At 60.4% G+C, this 21,515-nt stretch carries 21 protein-coding genes; 9 read left to right on the top strand and 12 right to left on the bottom strand.

Translation table 11 applies throughout. From position 1 onward, the window contains the following. The first annotated feature begins 3 nt into the window (after positions 1 to 3). Entirely contained in the window at positions 4 to 1,449 is a 1,446-nt protein-coding gene (locus PQR54_RS36230) for an IS1182 family transposase (protein WP_408254373.1), read from the top strand. 313 nt (positions 1,450 to 1,762) lie between these two features. On the opposite strand, the gene PQR54_RS36235 is transcribed toward PQR54_RS36230, so the two are convergent. Continuing rightward, positions 1,763 to 2,161: a nuclear transport factor 2 family protein gene (locus PQR54_RS36235; protein WP_408254474.1), complete on the bottom strand. Its 399-nt coding sequence runs from the start codon at positions 2,159 to 2,161 to the stop codon at positions 1,763 to 1,765. Positions 2,162 to 2,242: 81 nt separating this feature from the next. On the opposite strand from PQR54_RS36235, the gene PQR54_RS36240 reads away from it, so the two are divergent. Continuing rightward, positions 2,243 to 3,184, top strand: coding sequence for a LysR substrate-binding domain-containing protein (locus tag PQR54_RS36240; protein ID WP_408254376.1), 942 nt, complete (start codon positions 2,243 to 2,245; stop codon positions 3,182 to 3,184). 342 nt (positions 3,185 to 3,526) lie between these two features. Here the strand turns inward: PQR54_RS36240 and PQR54_RS36245 are convergent, their stop codons facing one another. From PQR54_RS36245 to PQR54_RS36255, 3 genes are all read right to left on the bottom strand, one after another. Beyond that, positions 3,527 to 3,901 (bottom strand): response regulator transcription factor, encoded by a 375-nt coding sequence (locus tag PQR54_RS36245; protein ID WP_408254379.1) that lies wholly within the window; start codon positions 3,899 to 3,901, stop codon positions 3,527 to 3,529. Between the two features lie 76 nt (positions 3,902 to 3,977). Further along, the gene (locus PQR54_RS36250) at positions 3,978 to 4,643 is read right to left on the bottom strand and encodes a response regulator transcription factor (protein WP_408254382.1); all 666 of its coding nucleotides are present in this window, start codon (positions 4,641 to 4,643) and stop codon (positions 3,978 to 3,980) included. A 54-nt stretch (positions 4,644 to 4,697) separates the two neighbouring features. After that, positions 4,698 to 6,206 carry an ATP-binding protein gene (locus PQR54_RS36255; RefSeq protein WP_408254384.1) on the bottom strand — a complete coding sequence of 503 codons (1,509 nt, stop codon included), beginning with the start codon at positions 6,204 to 6,206 and terminating at the stop codon, positions 4,698 to 4,700. 465 nt (positions 6,207 to 6,671) lie between these two features. Between PQR54_RS36255 and PQR54_RS36260 the strand changes: the two genes are divergently transcribed. Beyond that, complete coding sequence (locus PQR54_RS36260; protein ID WP_408254387.1) at positions 6,672 to 7,067, top strand: hypothetical protein; 396 nt, start codon at positions 6,672 to 6,674, stop codon at positions 7,065 to 7,067. A 50-nt stretch (positions 7,068 to 7,117) separates the two neighbouring features. Further along, the gene (locus PQR54_RS36265; RefSeq protein ID WP_408254390.1) at positions 7,118 to 7,375 is read left to right on the top strand and encodes a hypothetical protein; all 258 of its coding nucleotides are present in this window, start codon (positions 7,118 to 7,120) and stop codon (positions 7,373 to 7,375) included. A gap of 50 nt (positions 7,376 to 7,425) precedes the next feature. On the opposite strand, the gene PQR54_RS36270 is transcribed toward PQR54_RS36265, so the two are convergent. Then, a complete protein-coding gene (locus PQR54_RS36270; RefSeq protein ID WP_408254393.1) occupies positions 7,426 to 7,905 on the bottom strand; it encodes a hypothetical protein in 480 nt (159 codons plus the stop codon). A 335-nt stretch (positions 7,906 to 8,240) separates the two neighbouring features. On the opposite strand from PQR54_RS36270, the gene PQR54_RS36275 reads away from it, so the two are divergent. The 5 genes from PQR54_RS36275 (at position 8,241) to PQR54_RS36295 (ending at position 14,851) form a co-directional block, all read left to right on the top strand. Then, positions 8,241 to 10,592 carry an FdhF/YdeP family oxidoreductase gene (locus PQR54_RS36275; protein ID WP_408254396.1) on the top strand — a complete coding sequence of 784 codons (2,352 nt, stop codon included), beginning with the start codon at positions 8,241 to 8,243 and terminating at the stop codon, positions 10,590 to 10,592. Then, on the top strand, positions 10,579 to 11,976 hold the full coding sequence (locus tag PQR54_RS36280) for a cytochrome ubiquinol oxidase subunit I (protein ID WP_408254398.1): 1,398 nt from the start codon (positions 10,579 to 10,581) through the stop codon (positions 11,974 to 11,976). The genes PQR54_RS36275 and PQR54_RS36280 overlap by 14 nt, the downstream gene beginning before the upstream one ends. Before the next feature lie 25 nt (positions 11,977 to 12,001). Next, a complete protein-coding gene (locus tag PQR54_RS36285) occupies positions 12,002 to 12,991 on the top strand; it encodes a cytochrome d ubiquinol oxidase subunit II (protein ID WP_408254400.1) in 990 nt (329 codons plus the stop codon). Positions 12,992 to 13,099: 108 nt separating this feature from the next. Further along, positions 13,100 to 14,368, top strand: coding sequence for an IS256 family transposase (locus tag PQR54_RS36290; RefSeq protein WP_408254477.1), 1,269 nt, complete (start codon positions 13,100 to 13,102; stop codon positions 14,366 to 14,368). A gap of 321 nt (positions 14,369 to 14,689) precedes the next feature. Beyond that, entirely contained in the window at positions 14,690 to 14,851 is a 162-nt protein-coding gene (locus PQR54_RS36295) for a hypothetical protein (protein ID WP_408254403.1), read from the top strand. A gap of 98 nt (positions 14,852 to 14,949) precedes the next feature. Here the strand turns inward: PQR54_RS36295 and PQR54_RS36300 are convergent, their stop codons facing one another. From PQR54_RS36300 to PQR54_RS36330, 7 genes are all read right to left on the bottom strand, one after another. Next, positions 14,950 to 15,369, bottom strand: a complete 420-nt coding sequence (locus PQR54_RS36300; protein WP_408254406.1) for a DUF3331 domain-containing protein — start codon at positions 15,367 to 15,369, stop codon at positions 14,950 to 14,952. A gap of 50 nt (positions 15,370 to 15,419) precedes the next feature. Further along, the gene (locus tag PQR54_RS36305) at positions 15,420 to 15,671 is read right to left on the bottom strand and encodes a hypothetical protein (RefSeq protein ID WP_408254409.1); all 252 of its coding nucleotides are present in this window, start codon (positions 15,669 to 15,671) and stop codon (positions 15,420 to 15,422) included. Beyond that, positions 15,658 to 16,614, bottom strand: coding sequence for a helix-turn-helix domain-containing protein (locus tag PQR54_RS36310; RefSeq protein WP_408254412.1), 957 nt, complete (start codon positions 16,612 to 16,614; stop codon positions 15,658 to 15,660). The genes PQR54_RS36305 and PQR54_RS36310 overlap by 14 nt, the downstream gene beginning before the upstream one ends. 351 nt (positions 16,615 to 16,965) lie before the next feature. After that, positions 16,966 to 17,604 carry a response regulator transcription factor gene (locus PQR54_RS36315; protein ID WP_408254480.1) on the bottom strand — a complete coding sequence of 213 codons (639 nt, stop codon included), beginning with the start codon at positions 17,602 to 17,604 and terminating at the stop codon, positions 16,966 to 16,968. 49 nt (positions 17,605 to 17,653) lie between these two features. Further along, the gene (locus PQR54_RS36320; protein WP_408254415.1) at positions 17,654 to 19,477 is read right to left on the bottom strand and encodes a PAS domain-containing sensor histidine kinase; all 1,824 of its coding nucleotides are present in this window, start codon (positions 19,475 to 19,477) and stop codon (positions 17,654 to 17,656) included. 400 nt (positions 19,478 to 19,877) lie between these two features. After that, a complete protein-coding gene (locus tag PQR54_RS36325) occupies positions 19,878 to 20,315 on the bottom strand; it encodes a PRC-barrel domain-containing protein (RefSeq protein WP_408254418.1) in 438 nt (145 codons plus the stop codon). A gap of 208 nt (positions 20,316 to 20,523) precedes the next feature. Continuing rightward, entirely contained in the window at positions 20,524 to 21,483 is a 960-nt protein-coding gene (locus PQR54_RS36330; protein ID WP_408254420.1) for an HlyD family secretion protein, read from the bottom strand. Positions 21,484 to 21,515: the final 32 nt, after the last annotated feature.

Below are 21,515 nucleotides of genomic sequence, written 5' to 3' on the forward strand. Positions count from 1 at the left end.
CTCATGAAGCGATTCGTTGAAGGCGATGACCGCAAGCAGGTCGCACTCCTACCCGAATGCATCGATGACTACATTGGACAGGATAATCCAGTCAGGGTCATAGATGCCTTCGTCGACGAACTGGACCTTGCGGGACTCGGTTTCAACGGTACCACGCCGGCGCTCACGGGTCGCCCGTCCTACCACCCCGGCGTGATGCTCAAGATCTATATCTACGGGTATCTGAACCGCGTACCCTCCAGCCGACGTCTTGAGCACGAATGCCAACGCAACGTCGAGTTGATGTGGCTGACAGGACGTCTGGCGCCAGACTTCAAGACGATCGCCGACTTCCGCCGCGACAACGGGTTGGCCATTCGCAACGTATGTCGTCGCTTCGTCGAACTGTGTCGAGGATTGAAGCTGCTATCCAGCGACATGGTCGCCATCGACGGCAGCAAGTTCAAAGCTGTGAACTGCCGCGACAGGAACTACACAGCGGGCAAGATCGACAAACGCCAGCAGCAGATCGAGGAAAGCGTCCAGCGATACCTCGACATGATTGAAACTGCAGACCGGATCAGTCCGACAGGTTTCGATGTCAAGACCGTGCGCCTGTACGAGAAGATCGCTCTCCTGCGCCAGCGGATGCGTGAACTCGAGCAGATCAAACATCAGTTGAAGAATGAGCCGGACGGACAACTGTCGCTGACCGACCCGGATTCCCGTTCCATGACCAGCGGTGGCAAGAGAACCGGAACGGTTGGCTACAACGTCCAGACAGCCGTGGATACGAAGCATCATCTTATTGTCGAACACGAGGTGACGAATATCGGAGGCGATCATGGTCAACTCAGCAAGATGGCTCTGTCGGCAAAGAACGCGATGGGCAGGCCAAAGCTGAAAGTGCTGGCCGACCGCGGCTTCTTCAGTGGTCCGGACATCCGAGCCTGTGAACTGGCCGGGATCACCACGTATGTCCCGAAACCACTCACCTCGGCGTCAAGGAAGAAAGGGCTCTTTACCAAACGCGACTTCATCTACGTTACCAGGACCGATGAGTATCGATGCCCCGCCGGCGAGCGTGCAATTCTTCGATTCAAGACGGTCGAGAATGGCATGAATCTGAACGTGTACTGGCCCAGCGCATGCCCGCGATGCCACCTCAAGGAGCGATGTTCACCCAGCGACTATCGCCGCATCCGACGATGGGAACACGAACATGTACTGGAAGCCATGCAGCGTCGACTCGATCGTATGCCCGATGCAATGACCATCCGAAGAAGCACAGTTGAACACGTCTTCGGCACGCTGAAGCATTGGATGGGTGCCACACACTTCCTAACCCGGACGCTCGGGCGGGTGAGCACCGAAATGAGCCTTCAGGTACTGGCATACAACCTCAAGCGAGTCATGAATATACTGGGGGTTGCGAGGACAATAAAGGCAATGAGGATGGCTGGAAGCTGAGGCCCTGAAGGGCTTCCTGCGCTCGCAATGCTCGAATAGCGCCAACTCGGCCATCTAACTGGACTGACCCGTCCGCCAACATCGCCCTCAGCCGCGAAAATCGCGTTTCCACACACCCTCGGCCGCACAGAGCCCGACAGCGGCCGGCTCAGGGCGACCCAATTAAGCCATTCAGTGAAACCAGAGCAGACGTTCGCGAACTTCGACGGATTAGCCGAACCGGTTGGTTGTGCAACCTAAATCCGTCGTGAGCAATCCTGCGAACGGCTGTGAGTGTGTTTCAGGCACATGCAGCGCGAGCATATGCCGCCCACTACGCGTATTTATCGCCGACAGTGCTACGGATAGGATAAGTGTCGTACACAATAATCATGCGCTCGACCAGCCCGTTGGCGTCGAACTCGAACACATCGACGCACTCGAAGCGCACTGCGGAACCGTCTTTCAGCACCCAATCGTAGATGAAGTAGCCCGTCGCACGTCGAGCGCCCGTTGTGCTCACGCAGATGTCGATGGGCGTAATCGTGCTCTCTCCCGACGCTTCGCTGACTTTGGCAAAGAACGGTTCAGCTTGCATCCAGCCAAGAAACGGCGAGAAAATCCGGGCATCCGGTGCAAACAGTGCGCATACCGCGGCGACGTCACCGCGCTCCAGCTCTTGGAGGTAGGTGCGAACCTGCTGCGTAAAGAGTAATTCCGGCGACGACACCACAGTAACCTCCCATAATTCGTTAAAGATACCGCCCGGTCGAACGAGCATGCACCCCGGTTGAAACACGATAGCGACGCACCGATGACCAAACAATCGAAAAATCTGCAAGCCGGGTATGCGACCGGAACATACCCCCTGGCCGATCTGACGCGCCCGCTGCCGTCGCTAGCCGGGTTTCAGGCGTTCGTCGCTGCGGCATATCTCGGTAGTGTCAGCAAGGCCGCAGAGCATCTATGCCGCACGCAGGGAGCGGTCAGTCGGCAGATCCAGCAACTGGAAGCGCATTATCAGTGCGCGCTTTTCGTGCGCCACACTTCGGGCCTAGCATTGACAGCCGAAGGTGACACCCTGCTTACGGTAGCCGTCCATGTGCTCACGCAACTCGTTCAGCATGCTGATATTCAGCGTGACGCGGTGTCGGTGATCACGGTGCGGTTACCGTCCACGTTTGCGATCCGCTGGTTGCTGCCACGGCTGGCAGACATCAACGATGCGCTGGGCGGCACTGAACTGCGCATCTCGACGTCCGCGGACGACGTGCCGGATTTCACTGCGTCGGATGTCGACGCCATTGTCGTGCGTGGCACCGGACCGTGGATGGGCGTTGAAGCGGTACCGCTGTTTGCCGAGACGCTCACGCCGATGTGCACGCCTACATTGGCCGCGTCGCTCAACTCGGTGGCCGACCTTGCGCATGCCACCCTGCTACACCCTGGATCTGGCTATGCAGAGTGGCGCTGTTGGCTCGATGGTGTCGGGACAACACAAATCGATGCTCGCCGCGGGCTTGTATTCGATACCCTCGAGTTGACGCTCACTGCTGCGGCGGAAGGTCATGGCGTTGCGATCGGCGATCCACGCATGGCGCAAGAAAGACTCGATGCGGGTTCCCTGATGATGCCGTTTCGCGAGGTGGTGCAAAACGGTGCGTCGTACTTTCTGATATATCCATCTCAACGCGCGGCTCAGCGGAAGATTCGCGACCTCGCCGACATCTTCGTGCGGCTGACGCAAAAAGAATGACTCACGCGAGTGCGCCGAACAAGAGCAATCAGTACACGCGTCCCCAGGACGCGTTCATAGCGTATCGGCGCGACGCAAATCGACAGTAGCAGTACCGCTGGAATATCGATTCGATGAAATTCCGCCTGGTGGGGATGAGCGACCGCTTCAGGTCAAGATCGCCGCCGAACGGCCGCTTCAGGGCGTTATCCCCGACTGGCTGCTCTTGGCCGATCACTGCCCGATGCCCCGCACGAGTGAACTTCCAGCGCACATCGCGCAGGGCACCATAGCCGCCCCGAAGGAGGCATTCGCGCAGCGACAAAGCGGCCGTGAAATCCACTATCAGCTGCCAGGTGTCTCTCAGTTCGCCGCGGTCTTGCGTCCGATAGCAAGTTCGATCGAATCGAGCAGCATCTCTTCTGCAAAGGGCTTGCGCAGAAAACTGACCGCACCGTGCTGCATGGCCCGGTCTATTGTGTCGTCGTCGCCATGCGCCGACATGAAAACCACTGGGATATTTCTATGTTCCGCGTTCAGTTGACGTTGTACTTCAAGGCCCTGCATGCCTTGCATTCGCATGTCGAGCAAAACGCACAGCGCATCGTCAACCATCGGGGAAGCGAGGAAGTCCTCACCCGATGAAAACGTCACAGTCGTATAACCCACGGACTTAAGCAGATTTCCGACGCCACTACGTACGGACGCGTCATCGTCGACGATGCAAACAAAACTCATAGCTGCCAATACTCCAATTGCGCCGCCTTAGTAACAGAGAAAAATATCCGGCGCGATATTTACTGCGTCAGGATGCTCATCGCGTCCGGCGTATCACTTCCCACATCCTGGCGAGATCGATGAGCGTCTTTGCCTGCATCTTGCTCATCACTCGCCCTTTGTGAACCTTCACCGTCACCTCCTGCGTGCCGAGTTCGTACGCCATCTGCTTGATCATCCTGCCTTCCACCGCAAGTTCAAACACCTCCATTTCACGCGGGGTGAGCGATGCGGCTCGCTGCAGCACGTCCGCGTTGAACACGCGCTCGGCGAGGTTGGCCTCGTCCTGAGCCAGTGCCCGTCTGACTGCCCCGAGCAGTTCCTCGTCGTCGAACGGCTTGGTGAGAAACTCATGCGCACCCGCCTTGATCGCCCGTACCGACATCGGAATCGATCCATAGCCGGTCAGAAATATAATGGGTACCTGCACGCCCTTGTGCACAAGCTGGCTTTGCACGTCGAACCCACTGGTAGATTTCAGGTTCATATCCAGCAGGACGGACATCGGCACGCTCGGCCATTCTTGGGACAACACCTCGGTGGCCGACGCAAACGCTCGCGCGTTGATGCCCGCCGAACGCAACAGGCGCACAAGCGCATCGCGCACCATTTCTTCGTCGTCAATCACATACACTATCGGTTCGAGTTCCGAAGGAACAGGCATCCCAGATTCCATTAAAAATTGGGTTTCGATTGCCGTCATGGTACATAAGTCCAACGCCGGAAGTGCCCTTCCAGACTGCGTTCAAACCCACTCTCATCGCGCCGCGACGGGCTCCATCGACGGCTTGCCGCCAAGCGCCGCCACACCGAAAACCCGTCCGTACGGCTGCTCATAAACAGGCGCCAAATAGGTCGATTTTCTTGTCAGCACTTCGTCCGCCTCCTCCGATTCGTGCAGCTTTCGTAACGCATATTCGCGCGTTGTTTCCAGCAAAAAATATTCCTTGGTTTTGCTGTCGAAGGTCGTCATGAGGAAACACTTCGAGGCGAGGCCTACGATCGCTTCCGTCACTTCGTGACGCGACAGCCGTCCGCAGGCGGCGACGTTACACGCGGCCTCCAATGAAAATCGCGCCGCGAAAACGCCGAGCCGCTGCAGCACCAAGCGCTCCGTCACGCTAAGAAGCTGATAGCTCCAGTCTAGCGCGGCCTCCAAGGTCTGCTGCCGCGCCGGCGCAGTCCGGCGGCCGCCCGTCAGGAACTGGAAGCGGTCGTCGAGTTCGGACACCAGCTTGCGAATACCGAAGACGGCCGTGCGCGCCGCCGCCAATTCGAGGGCCAGCGGTATGCCGTCGAGTCGGCGGCAGATCGTCGCGAGCATCTCGAGACTGCTGCGGTCGTGCTCGACCACCGTGTTGAGCGCGTTCATCTGTGCGAGGAACATCCTGACCGAACTGCAGGCGAGAATCTCCTTTGCGCTCGCGTGGACGTTGGGCGTCTCGAGCGGCGCGACCCAGTAAAACTTTTCGTCACGCGTGCGCAGCGGCTCACGGCTCGTCGCCAGAATGCGGAGATCCGCGCTCGCCTGGACGAGCATTTCGCAAATGATTGCCGCCGACTCGATCACATGCTCGCAATTGTCCAGCAGCACCAGCAGCTTGCGGCCCCGGATCGCGGCGACCAGCGATTGAAGCGGGACGTCACCATCTGCGCGGCCTACGCCCAGCGCTGCGGCGACCGTGCCGATCACACTTTGCGCGTTGTCCACCGAGGCCAGTGTGATAAAGCACACGTCCATGCCCGACGTAGCCGCGATCGAGCGCGCCACCGCAATGCCGAGTTGCGTCTTGCCGATGCCGCCCGGGCCGAGCAGCGTGACGATCGGCGTTCCTTTCAATGCACGGGTGATTTCAGCCATGGCTTCATCACGCCCGATCAGTGGCGCATGGCAGACCGGTAAGCCGCTCTGGCTTGCCGCGCCCGTTGCTTCACAAGCCGGAACGGTTGCGGGCAAGTCAGCTGGATCATTCGCCTCGACTGGAATTGTCAACCGGTAGCCGCGACCGGAAATCGTGCGAATCGCATGGTTGTCGGCACCGAAGATCTTCCTGACCGCCGACAGTTGCACGTGGATATTGTTTTCCCCCACCACCGACTTCGGCCACACATGTCGAAAAATGTCCTCTTTCGTCACCGTTTGTCCCTCTGCGCGGATCAGCAGCTCCAGGATATCGAAGGCGCGGGAGCCGACCTGAAGCAGCCGGTCCTCCACATACACCTCGCGCATTTCCAGCGACACCGTTACTCGACCGATCTTTATCATGCTGCACTCGCGCCTGGTTAATTAGCGGGACGGCCATGTCGTGAGACTTGATCTATTGCATCGACGCGGAGGGTGCGGGGTTTGCGTCGTTGAAGCCATACTAGTTGGGAAAATCATCCGAAACCATTATCCATAGGGATACGATCGTCACCCGAGCGGCGTTCCGCTGGCGGCCCAAGCGGGTCAAACCCACGCCAGTGCGGCCTTCGCCGCGGTCAGCCGCCATCGCGGCATCACACCAAGGTATAACGCGCTCATGCGCCGGGCGGAAACGCCCGCCCGGCCGGCGTTTGCGCCCCACGCCGCGGTTTTTTTGGCCTAGGCTGCTTCCTGCGTGCGAATCGACAAGTCACCGTGCTGCAGTGAAAGATCGGGCTCGGGCTGAACACGATACTGGGCCTCGACAACCGTCACTTAACGATTCAGTTGCGCAGCCCCTTGCGGTCGGCGCCAGGAGAACCCATCATGCGCGCCGAAAAAGCAGTCTGGCTTCGACCCGCCTGCGGCTACGTGGCCGCCGCCGTCTGCCTCGCAATCGCGGCATGGGGCGCGTCGCGACCACCGCCCACGCTGGGCTTCGTGCAGGTGCTCGACCATGCGGACAGCGACGCCCTGTTGCCGCTCGAACAGTTCGCGATCGAGGCAGGCGATGAGGTCGCAGCGTTGCCGCGGTCGCAGCCTGAAACTCACCTCCAACCCCAGCCTCAGCCGACAGCGCAACCGGATCAAAACCCCGGCACCTCTGCGCGCAACCGGCCAGGGCAAGCACAGATCGGCTTCGTCAGGCCAGGCATGCCGCGCCGAGAAAGTGACGCGCACGGCTACTACAGGGAGATCGACGACTGGAGGAACTGGACGTGACTCCGTCTCTCAACTTCAACCGCCAACAGGCCAATCATCGGAGGCATTCCATGATCAACGAATCGCAGAGACGGGCAGTGTTGACACGGGCCGCACCGACGGCCACCATCGCGGACCCAAAGATCTGGCGCTGGTATGCGGATTTGATGGATGCTCGGCGTCTCGTCTGCGAGTACGACGGGATACGCTGGGTAGTCGAAGTCGACGGAAAACGGCGTGCTGACGAACGCGCGTTCGAAGCCGCGATTCACAGCGCGTATGCGATGACTCGCGCGCTGATGGCATTGGAGCGGGCACGAGCGGCCTAAGCCGCTCGTCAAAAGGAACGACCAGTAGCACCGCAGCGGCGCCTCGCCAATCACTCCTCGTCGGGGTAGACGCCTGCCGACACGATGCAAACGAAGGCCGTCGCTTTTAATACACATTCCACTGAAGACAGCACGAACCCGAGCGGAAACACCCGATATTCGGCAGGCAACCCGAACGCCACCGCCATCAGACCGATCGTGCACAGAAACGCGTAAGCGATGCGCGCCACGCGGCTGCCCGCGAGCACGAAGCCCACCAGCGCGACCCACAGCAGCTTGGCGGTAACGCACGCCACCGCATCGCGCGTGGACAGGCTGACCCACGTTTCAAACGGCAACTCGAAGACTGACCAGATCGCGGTCGCGATGACGACGCGGCGCGTCCACCGTCCCAAAGCAGGCGTGTCGGCGGGTTCGGCTGCCGCGAGGGGGTGGGTACGGCAGTCGGTTGCGTCGACACGCTCGGTAGCCGGCAGAAACCCGAGATCGCTACCATTCAAGTCGCGGTGTGAATCGTCCAGGTATCGCATGGTGGTACTCCGATGAGTCTCAGGTGTCGGCGCGCTATGGATCGCGAGGAGCGGAACGGGGCGGCGCCGCGCCAACTTCACGCGATCTCGCCGAGTGAAATCATTATTGGTCGGCCTAAACCACCGATCTTTTCAGATCGCCTGCGAGGTTTCGAAAACGCACGGCGCGGGCGACGGTCTTCGCTATGGCCGTCGATGTGCCGTCGACATGTCAACGAAGCACGTCACATCCGGCGTGCGAATCTGAAACGGACGGGCATTTGAACAAGAGCCTTGCCGGACGCCGCCCCATGCTTCCTCCTCATGTTCCTCAACGAAACATCAGGAAAACGGCTATGGCCAAACGAAAGACCATCCGCGTCTACAGCGAGCCCGCCGGCGGCTGGGGTGCGCTGAAGGCGACCGGCGAGGCGCTCGCGCTGCAGGGCGTAGCCGTCTCCGGCGCCAAAACGCTTCTGCGCATGAACCAGCCGGAAGGTTTCGACTGTCCGGGTTGTGCCTGGCCGGATGCAAAGCACACGTCGTCGTTCGAGTTCTGTGAGAACGGCGCCAAGGCCGTGGCGTGGGAAGCCACCGCCTATCGTTGCACGCCAGAGTTTTTCGACGCTCATAGCGTCTCAGAGTTGACGGCCTGGGACGACTACGACCTCGAAATGGCCGGCCGTCTGACCCATCCGATGGTCTACGACGAAGCCTCCGACCGCTATCGGGCGATCGAATGGGAAGACGCCTTCGCGCTGATCTCGAAGCACCTGAACGGTCTCGACAGTCCCGATCAGGCGGACTTCTATACCTCGGGACGGGCGTCGAACGAAGCCGCGTTTCTCTACCAGATATTCGTACGCGAGTTTGGCACGAACAACTTTCCCGACTGCTCGAACATGTGTCACGAGGCGACCAGCGTCGGCCTGCCCGAGTCGATCGGCGTCGGCAAAGGCACCGTACTGCTCGATGACTTCGAGGAGGCCGACGCGATTTTCATCTTCGGTCAGAATCCCGGCACCAACAGCCCGCGCATGATGAGCGATCTCCACAGCGCCTCGCGGCGCGGCGCGAAGATCGTGTCGTTCAATCCGTTTCGCGAACGGGCGCTGGAGCGCTTTGCCTCGCCACAGAATCCGGTGGAAATGGCCACGCTCGGCTTCACGCAGATCAGCTCGTTTCTGTATCAGGTGCGGGTGGGCGGCGACGTCGCCGTGCTCAAGGGCTTGATGAAAGCTGTCATTGAAGCCGACGATGTGGCAGTCGTCGCCGACGCACCGCGTGTGCTGGATATCGAGTTCATCGAGGGCCACACGCACGGCATCGACGATCTGCTCGCAGACCTGCGCGCGACCAGCTGGGACGCAATCCTGCAGCAAAGCGGCCTGTCGCGTGCCGATATTCAGAACGCCGCGGACATCTACATGAAGGCCAGGAATGTAATCCTCGTGTACGGCATGGGACTCACGCAGCATCATCGCGGCACCGAGAATGTTCAGCAAGTTGCCAATCTGGCGCTGCTGCGCGGCAATATCGGCCGCCCAGGGGCAGGCGTGTGCCCGGTGCGCGGACATTCGAACGTGCAGGGCAACCGCACTGTCGGCATCACGGAGAAACCCTCGCCGGCCTTGATCGACGGGATCGAACGAGCTTTCGGCTTCCGGCCGCCCGCGGCGCACGGGAATGACGTTATCGCCACGATCGAATCGATGATGCGTGGCGAAGCTAAAGTATTTATGGCGCTCGGCGGTAATTTCGCGGCCGCCGTGCCGGACTGGATTCGCGTGCAGGCAGCGATTCGCAAGCTCGACCTGACCGTACACATTGCCACCAAACTGAATCGCAGCCACCTGGTGCACGGCAAGGACGCGTTGATTCTGCCGTGCCTCGGCCGCACCGAGATCGACATTCAGGCCGACGGTCCGCAATCGATTACGGTCGAGGATTCGATGTCGATGGTGCACGCCTCCGGCGGCCGCAACGAACCTGCCTCGCCGCATTTGAAGAGCGAACCGGCGATCATTGCCGGCATTGCGCGCGCGACGCTGGGACCCCACTCTCACGTCGACTGGGAACATCTCGTTGCGAGCTATGATCGCATCCGCGACAAGATCGAAATCGTCTATCCGATCTTTCAGGCGTACAACGAGCGCATTCGCGTGCCGGGTGGCTTTCATCTTGCCTCGAGCGCGCGCGAACGCGTCTGGGCCACGCCGACTGGCCGCGCAAATTTCCTCGTCTTCAAAGGACTCGACGAAGACCCGGTTCAAAGCGATCACGACGCGCTGTGGCTCACCACCATGCGCAGCCACGACCAGTACAACACGACCCTTTACTCGCATTCGGACCGCTATCGTGGCGTGTTTGGTCAGCGTGACGTCATCTTCCTGAACCCGCGCGAGTTGCACAAACGCGGTTTGCATCCGGGCGAGCGGGTCGATGTGTTCGCAGTGTCGACCGACGGGATCGAGCGTGTGATCCGCAGTTTCAAGGTAGTCGAATACTCGCTTCCCGACGGGTGCTGCGGCGCCTATTACCCGGAAGCTAATCCGCTCGTACCGCTCTACGCGTTCGATCCAAAAAGCCGCACCCCTTCTTACAAATCCGTACCGGTGAAAATCGCGCGCGCCGCGGCGGTCGGCCCCGACTCCACTCACCAGGCCGCCATCATCGGCGCCACGGGAGCTCATCATGCATCTCAGTGACGTACTCGATCTGTCACGCGCGCAGTTCGCGATGACGGCTATTTTTCACATCCTGTGGCCGATTCTAACCATCAGCCTCTCGGCATTCCTAGTGCTGATCGAAGTCTTGTGGCTGCGCACCGGCAACGTTGGCTATTACCGGCATGCGCGCTTCTGGAGCAAGCTGCTGGTACTGAACTTCGCGGTGGGCGTGGTCAGCGGTATCCCGATGGAATTTCAGTTCGGCACCAACTGGGCAGGCTTCTCGCGTTACAGCGGACAGTTCTTCGGCAACATTCTCGGCTTTGAAGGCGCGATGGCCTTCATGCTCGAGGCAGGTTTCATCGGCGTAATGCTACTCGGCTGGGGACGTGTGCCGCGCGGCGTGCATCTGTTCGCAACCTCAATGGTCGCGCTCGGCTCCAGCATCTCCGCATTCTGGATCATGGTCGCCAATTCGTGGATGCAGACACCGGCGGGCGTGACGGTCGAGAACGGCAAGATCATCGTGACCGACTATGCCGCCGCGATCTTCAATCCGGATATGGTCTGGGGCGTGACGCACATGTGGGTCGCCGCGATCGAAACAGGCATGTTCGTGATCGCCGGCATTTCTGCCTGGAATCTGTTCAAGCGGCGCAACCCGGAGTTCTTTGTACGCTCGTTCAAGATCGCTTTGCTGGTGCTCGTGTTCGTGGCGCCGATCCAGATCTGGCTAGGCGATTCGAGCGGCGGCAGCGTGTTTGCGACACAGCCGGCCAAGGGCGCCGCAATCGAAGGACACTGGACCACCAACAAGCCGGGCACCGCCGCTTCATGGTCGCTGCTGGCGTGGCCGAACCAGAAGGAACAGCGCAACGACTGGTCGCTCGAAGTGCCTGGCATGTTGAGCATTCTCGCCACCCATACGCTGGACGGCGAGGTCAAAGGCCTCCACGACTTCGCGCCGGCCGACCAGCCGCCGATGCTTCCCCTGCTCTACTACGCGTTCCGCGTGATGGCGGGGATAGGCTTTGCGTTCATGGTGCTGGCGTTCTGGACCGTCTACGTGTTGCGCAAGACGCGCGGCAGCCTCGAACGATTCCTCGAGCAACGCAAACTGCTGCTCGCCTGGGTGCTGTGCATTCCGTTGCCCTATGTGGCAGTGGAAGCCGGCTGGATCGTGCGCGAAGTAGGACGCCAGCCTTGGGTTGTCTACGGCTTGCTGCGCACGAAAGACGCCGTGTCGACCGTGGCGGCTTCGTCGGTCACGTTGAGCATGGCTATGTTCTTTGCATTCTACGTCGTGCTGCTCACTACCTTCTTCGTGCTGGCGCGTAACTGGTTGCGCACCGGTCCCGACCTCACGCTGAATCCGCCCGCAGCCGTCAAAGCCGAGGCGGCGGCTACCGTCACCGAGTACTAAATCATTCCCGTTGCGAGGAAACCTCATGGACAGCTCCACTCACACGATGCTCGCGATCACCTGGTTCGGCTTGATCGGACTGATGCTGGTGTTCTACGTCGTTACCGATGGCTTCGATCTCGGCATCGGCATAGTCAGCCTGCTGCGCAAACGTCGCGAGGATCACGACATGATGGTGCAGACCATCGGCCACGTCTGGGACGCGAACGAAACCTGGCTAGTCGTGCTCGGCGGCGCCCTGTTCGGCGCGTTTCCCTCAGCGTATGCCTTGCTGCTTCAGGATCTCTATTTGCCTGTGATGCTTTTGATTGCCGGACTGATCATGCGTGGCGCCGCGATCGAATTCCGTCATAGCGTGTCGCATGGTCCGGCGTGGGACAAGGTGTTCGGCATCGGCAGCCTTGTCGCCGCGATCGCCCAAGGCGTGATACTCGGCAGGGTGATCACGGGGTTGATTCCGGGCGAACTGAGCGGCGTGTTCATCGCTGTGTCCGCAATTGGCGTGGTAGCCGGCTATTCGCTGCTGGGCTCGACCTATCTCGTGAAGAAGACCGAGGGCTCGCTCGAGCAATGGTCACGGCGCCTCTCATTGCTGAGCGCGTTGATCACTGTGGCTGCGGCGGTCGTGCTGACTGCCGCGACGTGGTTCATCAGCGAGGTGGGACATGATCGCTGGACCCAGCCGGGCGTGTTTCATGTGCTGATCGCGCTGGGGTCGGCGTCTGCCTTGGCTTTTGCGTACATCATAGCGTCGGTGTATCTGGGCAGTTCGGGAGGGCCGTTTCGCGCCTCGGTGGCGTTGTTCGTGATGTCGTTTGTTGGACTTGCGATTAGCCTCTTTCCGGATTTCGTGCCGGGCAAGCTTGGTATTGTTGAGGCTGCGTCTGACACCTCGACGCTGGTGTTCATGTTGATCGGGATCGGGCTGATTTTCCCGGTGATGATCGGGTATAACCTGTACCAGTATTATATTTTTCGCGGGAAGGTGGTGAGCGGGGTGCACGCTGGTGACTGAGCTCTCTCCCTTCACACGCTGAGGGAAGTTTTTTGTTTCTGGGCGGGATCGCGGACCTATCCGCGATTTCGTGGGCGGGGTATATCATGAGGGATCAAGGTCATGGATATGCCGATGAAAAAGAAACGGACAGCAGCGTCTCAGGCAGCGGCCCGCGGGCCGCTGCCTGAACTGCCAGATGAGTTGATGGATCAACTGGTCAAAGGGCCTATGTCGCCCGGCGACGTTCAAGACCTGATGCTGGCATTCAACAAGGCCATCATCGAACGGGCGATGGGCGCCGAGATGAATCTGCATCTGGGTTACCCGTCCGGCCAGGTCAAGCCGCTCGGTCAGGTCAACGAACGCAACGGCGCCAATGGCAAAACCGTCATCACCGACCGCGGCCCGGTTCGGGTCGAGATCCCACGCGACCGGGACGGCAGCTTCGAGCCGATCCTTATTCCCAAGCACGAGCGCCGTTTTACCGGCTTCGACGAGCGCATCATCGCGATGTACGCGCGTGGCATGAGTGTGCGTGAGATCCGCGCTTTTCTAGCCGAGACCTACGGAACCGAGGTCTCGCCCGATTTCATCAGTTCGGTGACCGACGAAGTCATGGCCGAAGCCTTCGCCTGGCAAAGTCGTCCGCTCGAGACGATGTATCCGGTGGTGTTCTTCGACGCGCTGCGGGTCAAGATTCGCGACGACGGCATGGTCAGCAATAAGGCCGTCTACTTGGCGCTTGGCATCCAGGCCGACGGCCAGCGCGACGTGCTGGGGCTCTGGATCGAGCAGACCGAAGGCGCGAAGTTCTGGCTCAAGGTGTTCAACGAACTCAAGACGCGCGGCTGTCAGGACATCCTGATCGCCGTGGTGGATGGTCTGAAGGGCTTGCCCGAGGCAATCACTGCGGTCTACCCCCGTACCACCGTGCAGACCTGCATCGTGCATTTGATCCGCAATAGCTTGGAATTTGCCAACTACAAGGACCGCAAAGCGCTCGCCCAAGCGTTGAGACCGATCTATGCTGCCGCCAGCGCACAGGCCGCAGAGCAAGCGTTACGCGACTTCGCCGAAGGGCCATGGGGCGCCAAATACCCGATGATCGTCCAATGCTGGCAGCGTGCTTGGGAGCACGTCATACCGTTCTTCGTGTTCCCCCCGGACATTCGACGGGTGGCGTACACCACAAACGCCATTGAGAGTTTGAACATGCAACTGCGCAAGATCATCAAGACGCGAGGCCATTTCCCGAACGACGAGGCGGCCGTCAAGCTGCTCTGGCTCGCGCTACGCAACGTGTTGGCGAAATCGGTGCGGAGCACCTTTGATAGGAAATCCGCGATGAACCAGTTTGCTATTCTGTTCGGTGAACGATTTACGCAGGCCCGTTGAGCACGAGGGTTTTTAACCGCCTCGCCCACGAAAATGCGGACAGGTCCGGGATCGCACTTCTCTCGCGGGCCTCCCTCCCTGCGTTCTCACTATGTCCGATGACATGTCCGCTCGGCGTCTGCACTACGCTTGCCCGTCCGATAAATACGCGTCTGATCGCGATGTCCAGGCAGAATACGTTTGATAGATACCAAACATGTCTGGGTATAAATATCCAGATATCCGACGTATCGCCTGGTTCCGACCTACAACGAGTAGCTGCAACAGATGATCGCGTACACAGTTGGGCCAGACACGCCAGCCCCGCTTCTAGCAAAGCGCATGGGTGTTGTATTGGCTGATGGACACGATTTCAAGTTCGATGAGGAATTCGCCCGACAGCTTGAAGTCGGTATGCTTGATACAATCCCGCTGGGCGAGACAATCATCAAGCAATACATCAACGTTACGCAGGCGCCACCCGACGCGTCCTCAAAGGCGTAATGGGTGAGAGAGCATTCTGTGCCACACAAAAAAGCGCGAAAATATTCGCGCCTTTATCTTTTCCACACACAACCGCAAAACCCCAGAACCCCACGACCTCAAACCAGAACCGCCTCGTTAACCACACCTCTCAAAATCATCGCCCCCGCATTAAGCGGCGCCGGCCTGCAAGGTCTCGGCTTATAAATCGCGTCACCGGGCTGAATCGCTCGCCCACTCATCGCGCAAATGCCAGCCACCCGCGCGCGGCTGACGTGCCAAACTTGATCCCCATATGAGCAGAGCGTAGAGTCCCGCCAGACGACCGTCGCGGTCGACTGCGTCGGGCGGTCGATCACATGCACCTGCACATCGAACCGCTTACCCATCACCGGCAGGTGGGCCGCTCTGCGCCCACAGCGAGCCGCAACAGCGTCGACTTCGTCCGCGCCCGTGCCCGTGCCCATATCACCCGACAGCATGGACAACAATCCAAGGGTCTGCAGCCACGGATCGGTAAAACTCGCTTTCGTCAGCATGATTGCACTCCTGTTTCAGATTTACCGGTTGATCGTCGCGGCGGCCACGCTCAGGCGCCGTCCTGTCCATACGCCAGCATCACGCCGACGTTTTGATTGCCAATAACGCTAGTACCCCTGGTACCGTCATTCCCAATGAAGTGGTGAGCGAGCGGTGCACAGCCGTCAAAGTCCCGGTCACCCCGCCTAATACCCACATCTTCCAGCGTGTCCCACACGTGATTCACCAGATCAACCCTCGTCTGCAGAAAAAAAATTTCGCTCACTTCCAGAAACGCGTGAATCTGTTTACCGATCGACATTTGCCTTCATCCTCCAGCAATACGGTGTCTCTCCGACCAGACGTTTGAACACGGTCGTAAAGTGAGCCTGCGAACGGAAGCCACAGCTCAATGCAACGTCGAGCACGTTGTGCTTCGACTCGAGTAAAAGGTGCTGCGCATGGTCGATCCGGCGACGCAACAGATAATCATGCGGACGCATCCCGGTCGCACGGCGAAACTGCGACGCGAAATGCATCCGGGTCAAACCCGTGCTGTTGGCGATATCCGCGAGTCCGATCGATTCGGCCAGGTGCGCATCGATGTATTCGATTGCACGGCTGAGGCGCCACGACGGCAATGCGCTCGCCTCGCGGGTCTGCCTCTCCGCTAACGTGAAATGCCGGGCGATCACGCGCGACACGATCGCGAGGCTCACGCTGTCGGTGAATACTTTGCCGAGCGCGGCGTCGTCAGACTGCGAGACGGCGAGCGCCTGACCCAGGCGTTCCAGCGTTGGGTCACGCACGAGCCTGGGATCGTCGATGCGGATGTCGCCCGTATGCGGACGGCCAAACGTGTCCTCGAAACATTCGCCCAGCAAATGCTGCGAGACGAACAGGTGCAGTACGTCGCCCGGTGTTTCGAACACGGCACTGCACCGTACATCCGGCGCGGTGATCTGCACGGCACCCGCCGTCACTCTTCCGCGCACGAGCGTCTTGCCGCCATGGGAAAACGTCAGCGACGTGCACTTGAGATTCATGGCGATGCAATGGTGCGTGGTGCTGCCCGGATTGACGACCTCGAGCGGCTGCGTGTCGTTTCGGGTCCAGCGCGACACCAGGATGTTGCCGCGTTGTCGCGCATCGGCATTTTCGTCGACGGGTCTGCGCCATTGATGCTCCGTACCGATACGGCTCACCCGGCTCTTTCGGACGACTTCCACCGCGGGTTCGGGATACAACGTCGACGAACTGATCATGATATGGTCATCCGGTTAAGTGTTGAAACAGTGCCGTTGAGAGCCGCGCTGCAATGACTCCAAGGTATCGCACAGGCCTTCGTCCAACTAGCCCTACATACGGTTGTCTGAAATGACCAATGGTTGGGTCGTTTCATATCCAGGTTTAGTTTTGCTGCAAACCTTCCGGGCAGCGCGCCGCCCCGCCTGGCCTGGGCGAGTGCCGAAGCGTGCCGCAATGGTTGGGTGAGCCTGCGCTTCTTTGACCAGAAGCAATGAATGGCCTATACCTGCGTATGAGTCCGATAGCCGTAAGGGCTGCGACCGCAACGCGCAAACCGCGCGCAGTAGCAGACCTGACCTACCGTGCGGTCAGGTGCGCGAATTACGCGCCTGCGTCGTCATGCCTCGCGGCGGCTTAATGCCCAACGCTTCTGCCTTCAATACAAAATCGGCAAGTGAGCGAGCACCCATCTTTCGCATCGCCTGACCGCGGTGAATCTTGACGGTGATTTCGCTCAAGTTCATTTCTGATGCAATCTGCTTGTTCATCAGACCGGCAGCGACAAAGGCCATGACTTCGCGCTCGCGCGCCGTCAGTGAGTCGTAGCAGCGGCGCAGGTCTGCTGCCGAGCGGCTGGCCTCGCGGCGGGCCTCGTCGCTTGCCAACGCATTCGCGACGGCGTCCAGCATGTCCTGATCGCGAAACGGCTTGGCCAGGAAATCCTTGGCGCCGGCTTTCATCGCTTTGACCGTCATCGCAATGTCGCCATGCGCGGTCATAAAAACAATCGGCAGACCTAGTTCGCTCGCCGACATCTGCTCCTGTACGGCAAGCCCGCTTTGTCCTTTAAGGCGGACATCGAGGATCAGACAGCTCGGCACGTCCGGCATGTCGAACGCGAGAAACTCCTGCGCGGAGCCGAAGGTTTCCACGCTTAGGCCGACCGAGCGCAACAGGTTGCTGACGGCATCGCGCATCGACTCGTCGTCGTCCACGACATACACCATGGTGTCACCCGCATTGCTGCCGGCGTCCAGACACTCATTGCTGTTTGAATTACCGCTCATGACATGTTCCTTCGCCAACCGGCAGAATGAATTGCAGCATCGCGCCACCCGCTGCCGGCGATTCGGCCCAGATGCGGCCGCCGTGCGCCTCGACTATGGAACGGCAGATCGGCAATCCCATCCCTATGCCATCAGCCTTTGTCGTAAAAAACGTGTTGAACAGGTGCCCTGCGTTGTTTGCGCTGATTCCCGTGCCGGAATCCTGCACGATTACCCGCACCTGCTTGTCATCGACCCGTCGCGTGGCGATCGTGAGCTTGCGCGGTCCGGCAACATCGGCCATGGCTTGCACGCTGTTCACCATCAGGTTGATCAGTATCTGCTGGAGCTGCACCCGATCGCAGCACGCGGTGAGCGCTGGGTCTGCAAGGTCGACGTGCAATTCGATACGGTGACGCTCGAGTTCGCGCCGCACCAGTTCGATCGACTCGCCGACCACCGCGTTCAGATCCACCGTCGCCGGAAGACGGTCGCGCTTTTTGGCCATCGCGCGGATTCGCTGAACCACCTCGTCTGCGCGTTTCGCGTCGCGGATCATCTGGGCGATCGACTGCTGCGCTTCATTCAACTCGGGCGTCGGCCGGTTCAGCCAGCGCAACGCGGCGGCGCCGCACGTCAGGATCGCCGCGATCGGCTGGGTGACTTCGTGCGCGATCGAAGCGGCGAGTTCGCCGAGCATCGTGATCCGCGTCACGTGAGCGAGTTCGTCGTTGGAGCGCGCAAGCGCTTCCTCGGCACGCTTGGTTTCGGTGATATCCATCAACGCGCCGACAACCTCCGTGCGGCCCGACTGTGTGGTCGTGAGATGCGCGACGTAATGCACGTACTTGACGCCGCCGTCGGGCATGACGAGCCGGTGTTCAATATCGACTAGCGGCGCGCCGCCCGCAGCCTGTTCGAAGGCGCCACGCACGAGCGCCAGATCGTCGGCGTGCGTGCGCGTAAGAATCGCCTCGACCGAGGGTGCGGTCTCGCGCGGGTAGTCGAAAATGCGGTAAGCCTCGTCGGACCACCACATCTCCTCGTCCGGCAAGCTGACGGCGATACTCCCGGTGCGGCTCAGCCGTTGGGCGTCGCGCAGGAAAGCCTCACTGCGCTCAAGCGCCTGCTCCGCGTGCCGGCGCCCGGTGATGTCGTTGTTGGTGGCAAGCACGGCCCGTGGATTGCCCTCCGCGTCGCGCCACAAGGCCGCTCGGCTCGAAATCAGCACTGCGGTGCCGTCAGACCGCACGCGCTGCAGTTCGCCATGCCAGCGGTCAGAGCGCAGCAGCTCGGCGAGAACCTGCTCGTACGGAACGGGGAAGGAAGTCCGCGTCATTTCCTGAAGCGGCTGCCCGATCGCCTGCTCGGCAGTCCAGCCGTACAACGTCTGGGCGCCGTGATTCCAGAAGGTGATGCGGTCGTCGATGTCATGCACGACAATCGCATCGTGCGCGAGGTTAAGTAGTTCGACCTGCTCCTGCAAGGTCGTTGTGGCGGCCTGATTTCTCAACGCGAGTATCGAGGTAGTAGCGACTGCCAGCAGGCTCACCGCGCAGCGTGCAATCGCGCCGCTCGAGTAGGCATCGTCGTGAGACAGCACGAAGCCGAGCAGCGTCAGCACGACGCAGCCCCACGCAGCTTTGATCGTGGACGAGCGGTTGCCGGTCGAAGCGACCAGCAGCACCACCACCACGTAGAACACGGCGATGGCGATATCGAGGGGCGTCAGCGCGTCGATCGCGAATACGACGAGCGCGATGACGGCGGCCAGCGCCGACACGACATGGGCGTCGAGCGGCAGCGTGAGAAGGCTGTGGCGGCCAGTCTTCATGGCGGCCGGATCAACGGGCCGCTGCATCGCAACTGGGCACGGCAGAATGGTTGAGCGTGGACATGGCGTTCGAAGTGGGCATTCGTTGACGAATACCGGCAGCCTGTCCGTCAGAATGGCAGCCAGCGCGGCTGTCAAGGCACATGACTCTCAGACCTACCGGCAAGCGATAGCTTTCAATCTGAATGGAATCATGCGCGAAGCCGCGTCAATGGCGGTACTTATTTTTCCTTAATCCTTCCAAAATCGTTGTGGCGCCGAGCCTGTGTTTTGCGCCGGGCGCCCCATCCCAGTAGGGTTGGCGGCGAATACTGGGTTGCCCCGAACCCGGCAAAGGAAGCCCAAACTTTCGGGCCACCTGCGCGACAGCCGCTCCGGGGCCGTCGCGCAGGCTTGTGGATCAGTGGTGACCGTAGTCCTTGCGGGCGATAGGAACCGTGCGTACCTTCGCATATTGGAACGCCGGAATCGCCTTGACCACGTCGCGCGTAGCACCGGCCCAGACAAGCTTGCCGTTCACATAGTCGAGTTGTGACATCGGAATCGCAACGTCGTGCTGGGACACGCCAAGAAACTGGTGAGCCGCCACGATCGCGAACGAAACGGCGTTGTCCGGCGCAATGATGATGTCGTGCAGCACGCCGACCTTCTCGCCGCTGTCGTTGTAAATGGTCTTACCCAGCAGGCTCCTCTTGACACTCCAGCCTTCCACGACGAGTTGCGCCTGCTCCACGCTGATGCCGAGGGGCTGCGCGCCCGCTACCTGTGCATTGGCCTGCTGGCATACCGCGCCGAACGTCGATGCGGCCAGAAATGCGAGTGCCCACTTTGCCTTCATGATGATTTCTCCACGAGATGCGTTGGTTAAAAGCAATTAATCGCAACACGCTTACGGCATCTGATGTGCTGCTTGCCTACGTCGCGCTCAGCGCCACTTTGAATCCGTTACGCGCTCCGCGTTTTCAAATTCGCACGATGAGATGTATCCGTGGGGCGAAAAATGCCGCGCCATGAATGCGGCCGGGCTCCGCGGCACGCTCGATGGCTCAATGGGGGGCCCGCGGCCGTAGCGTGACCGTGCAGGTCATGCCCATCGCGAGCTTGACGCCGGCGGGAATCTGATCGAGGTGGATCCGCACTGGCACGCGTTGGGCGAGCCGCACCCACGTAAAGATTGGATTAACGTCCGCCAGCAGATCGCCACTGCTGGTCGGATTGTCGCGATCGGCAATGCCGCTCGCCACGCTGTCGACGTGTCCCAGAATGTCCTTGCCGCCCGACATTAGCCGTACCACCGCGTGATCGCCGACTTGCACCTGCGGCAGCTTCGTCTCCTCAAAATAGCCGTAGACCCAGAACGAGTGCGAGTCGATCAGCGCCATGCGCGCCGTGCCGGCGGTAACGAAATCGCCGGGATACAGATTCAGGTTGGTGATGAAACCGTCCGATGGCGCGTGCACCTCGCTGCGCGCCAGGTTCAACACCGCCGTCTGCTGCTCCACGACGGCTGCCTTGACTGCGGCTTCCGCCGCGCTATAGGCGGCGACATCGGCGGAATAGTCCGCCAAGGACTGTTTGGCGAGCGAAGCCGAATCGAGCCGGGTCTCATCCGAGATCACATCGCCGGCCAGGTTAGCTCGCCGCGCCGCCTGGGCGCGCTTCATCGCGAAACCGGATTCGCTGGCCGCCATCCGCGCTTTCGCCTGCGCCATCTGTGCCTGGGCTCGCAGAAGATCGGCGTCGGCTTGCGCGACAGCATAGTGGAAGCGAGCTGGATCGAGGACGAACAGAATATCGCCTTTGCGCACCTGCTGGTTGTCCTTCACACGCACTTCGCTGACCAGCCCGGACACGTCGGTGGAGACCTGCACGACCTCCGCGCGGACCCGGCCGTCACGCGTCCAGGGCGAGAACATGTAGTCGAGCCACAGCATGCGGACCAGCACGATCGCCACCACGAGAAGCGTGAGCGTAAAAACTGCGCGCAGGATGGATTGGGGTTTCATCTTGGTGACCGGGCGTGAGCTGTCAGAGGGTT

The sequence above is a fragment of the Paraburkholderia phytofirmans genome (assembly GCF_046028095.1).
GTDB lineage: Bacteria > Pseudomonadota > Gammaproteobacteria > Burkholderiales > Burkholderiaceae > Paraburkholderia > Paraburkholderia phytofirmans_A.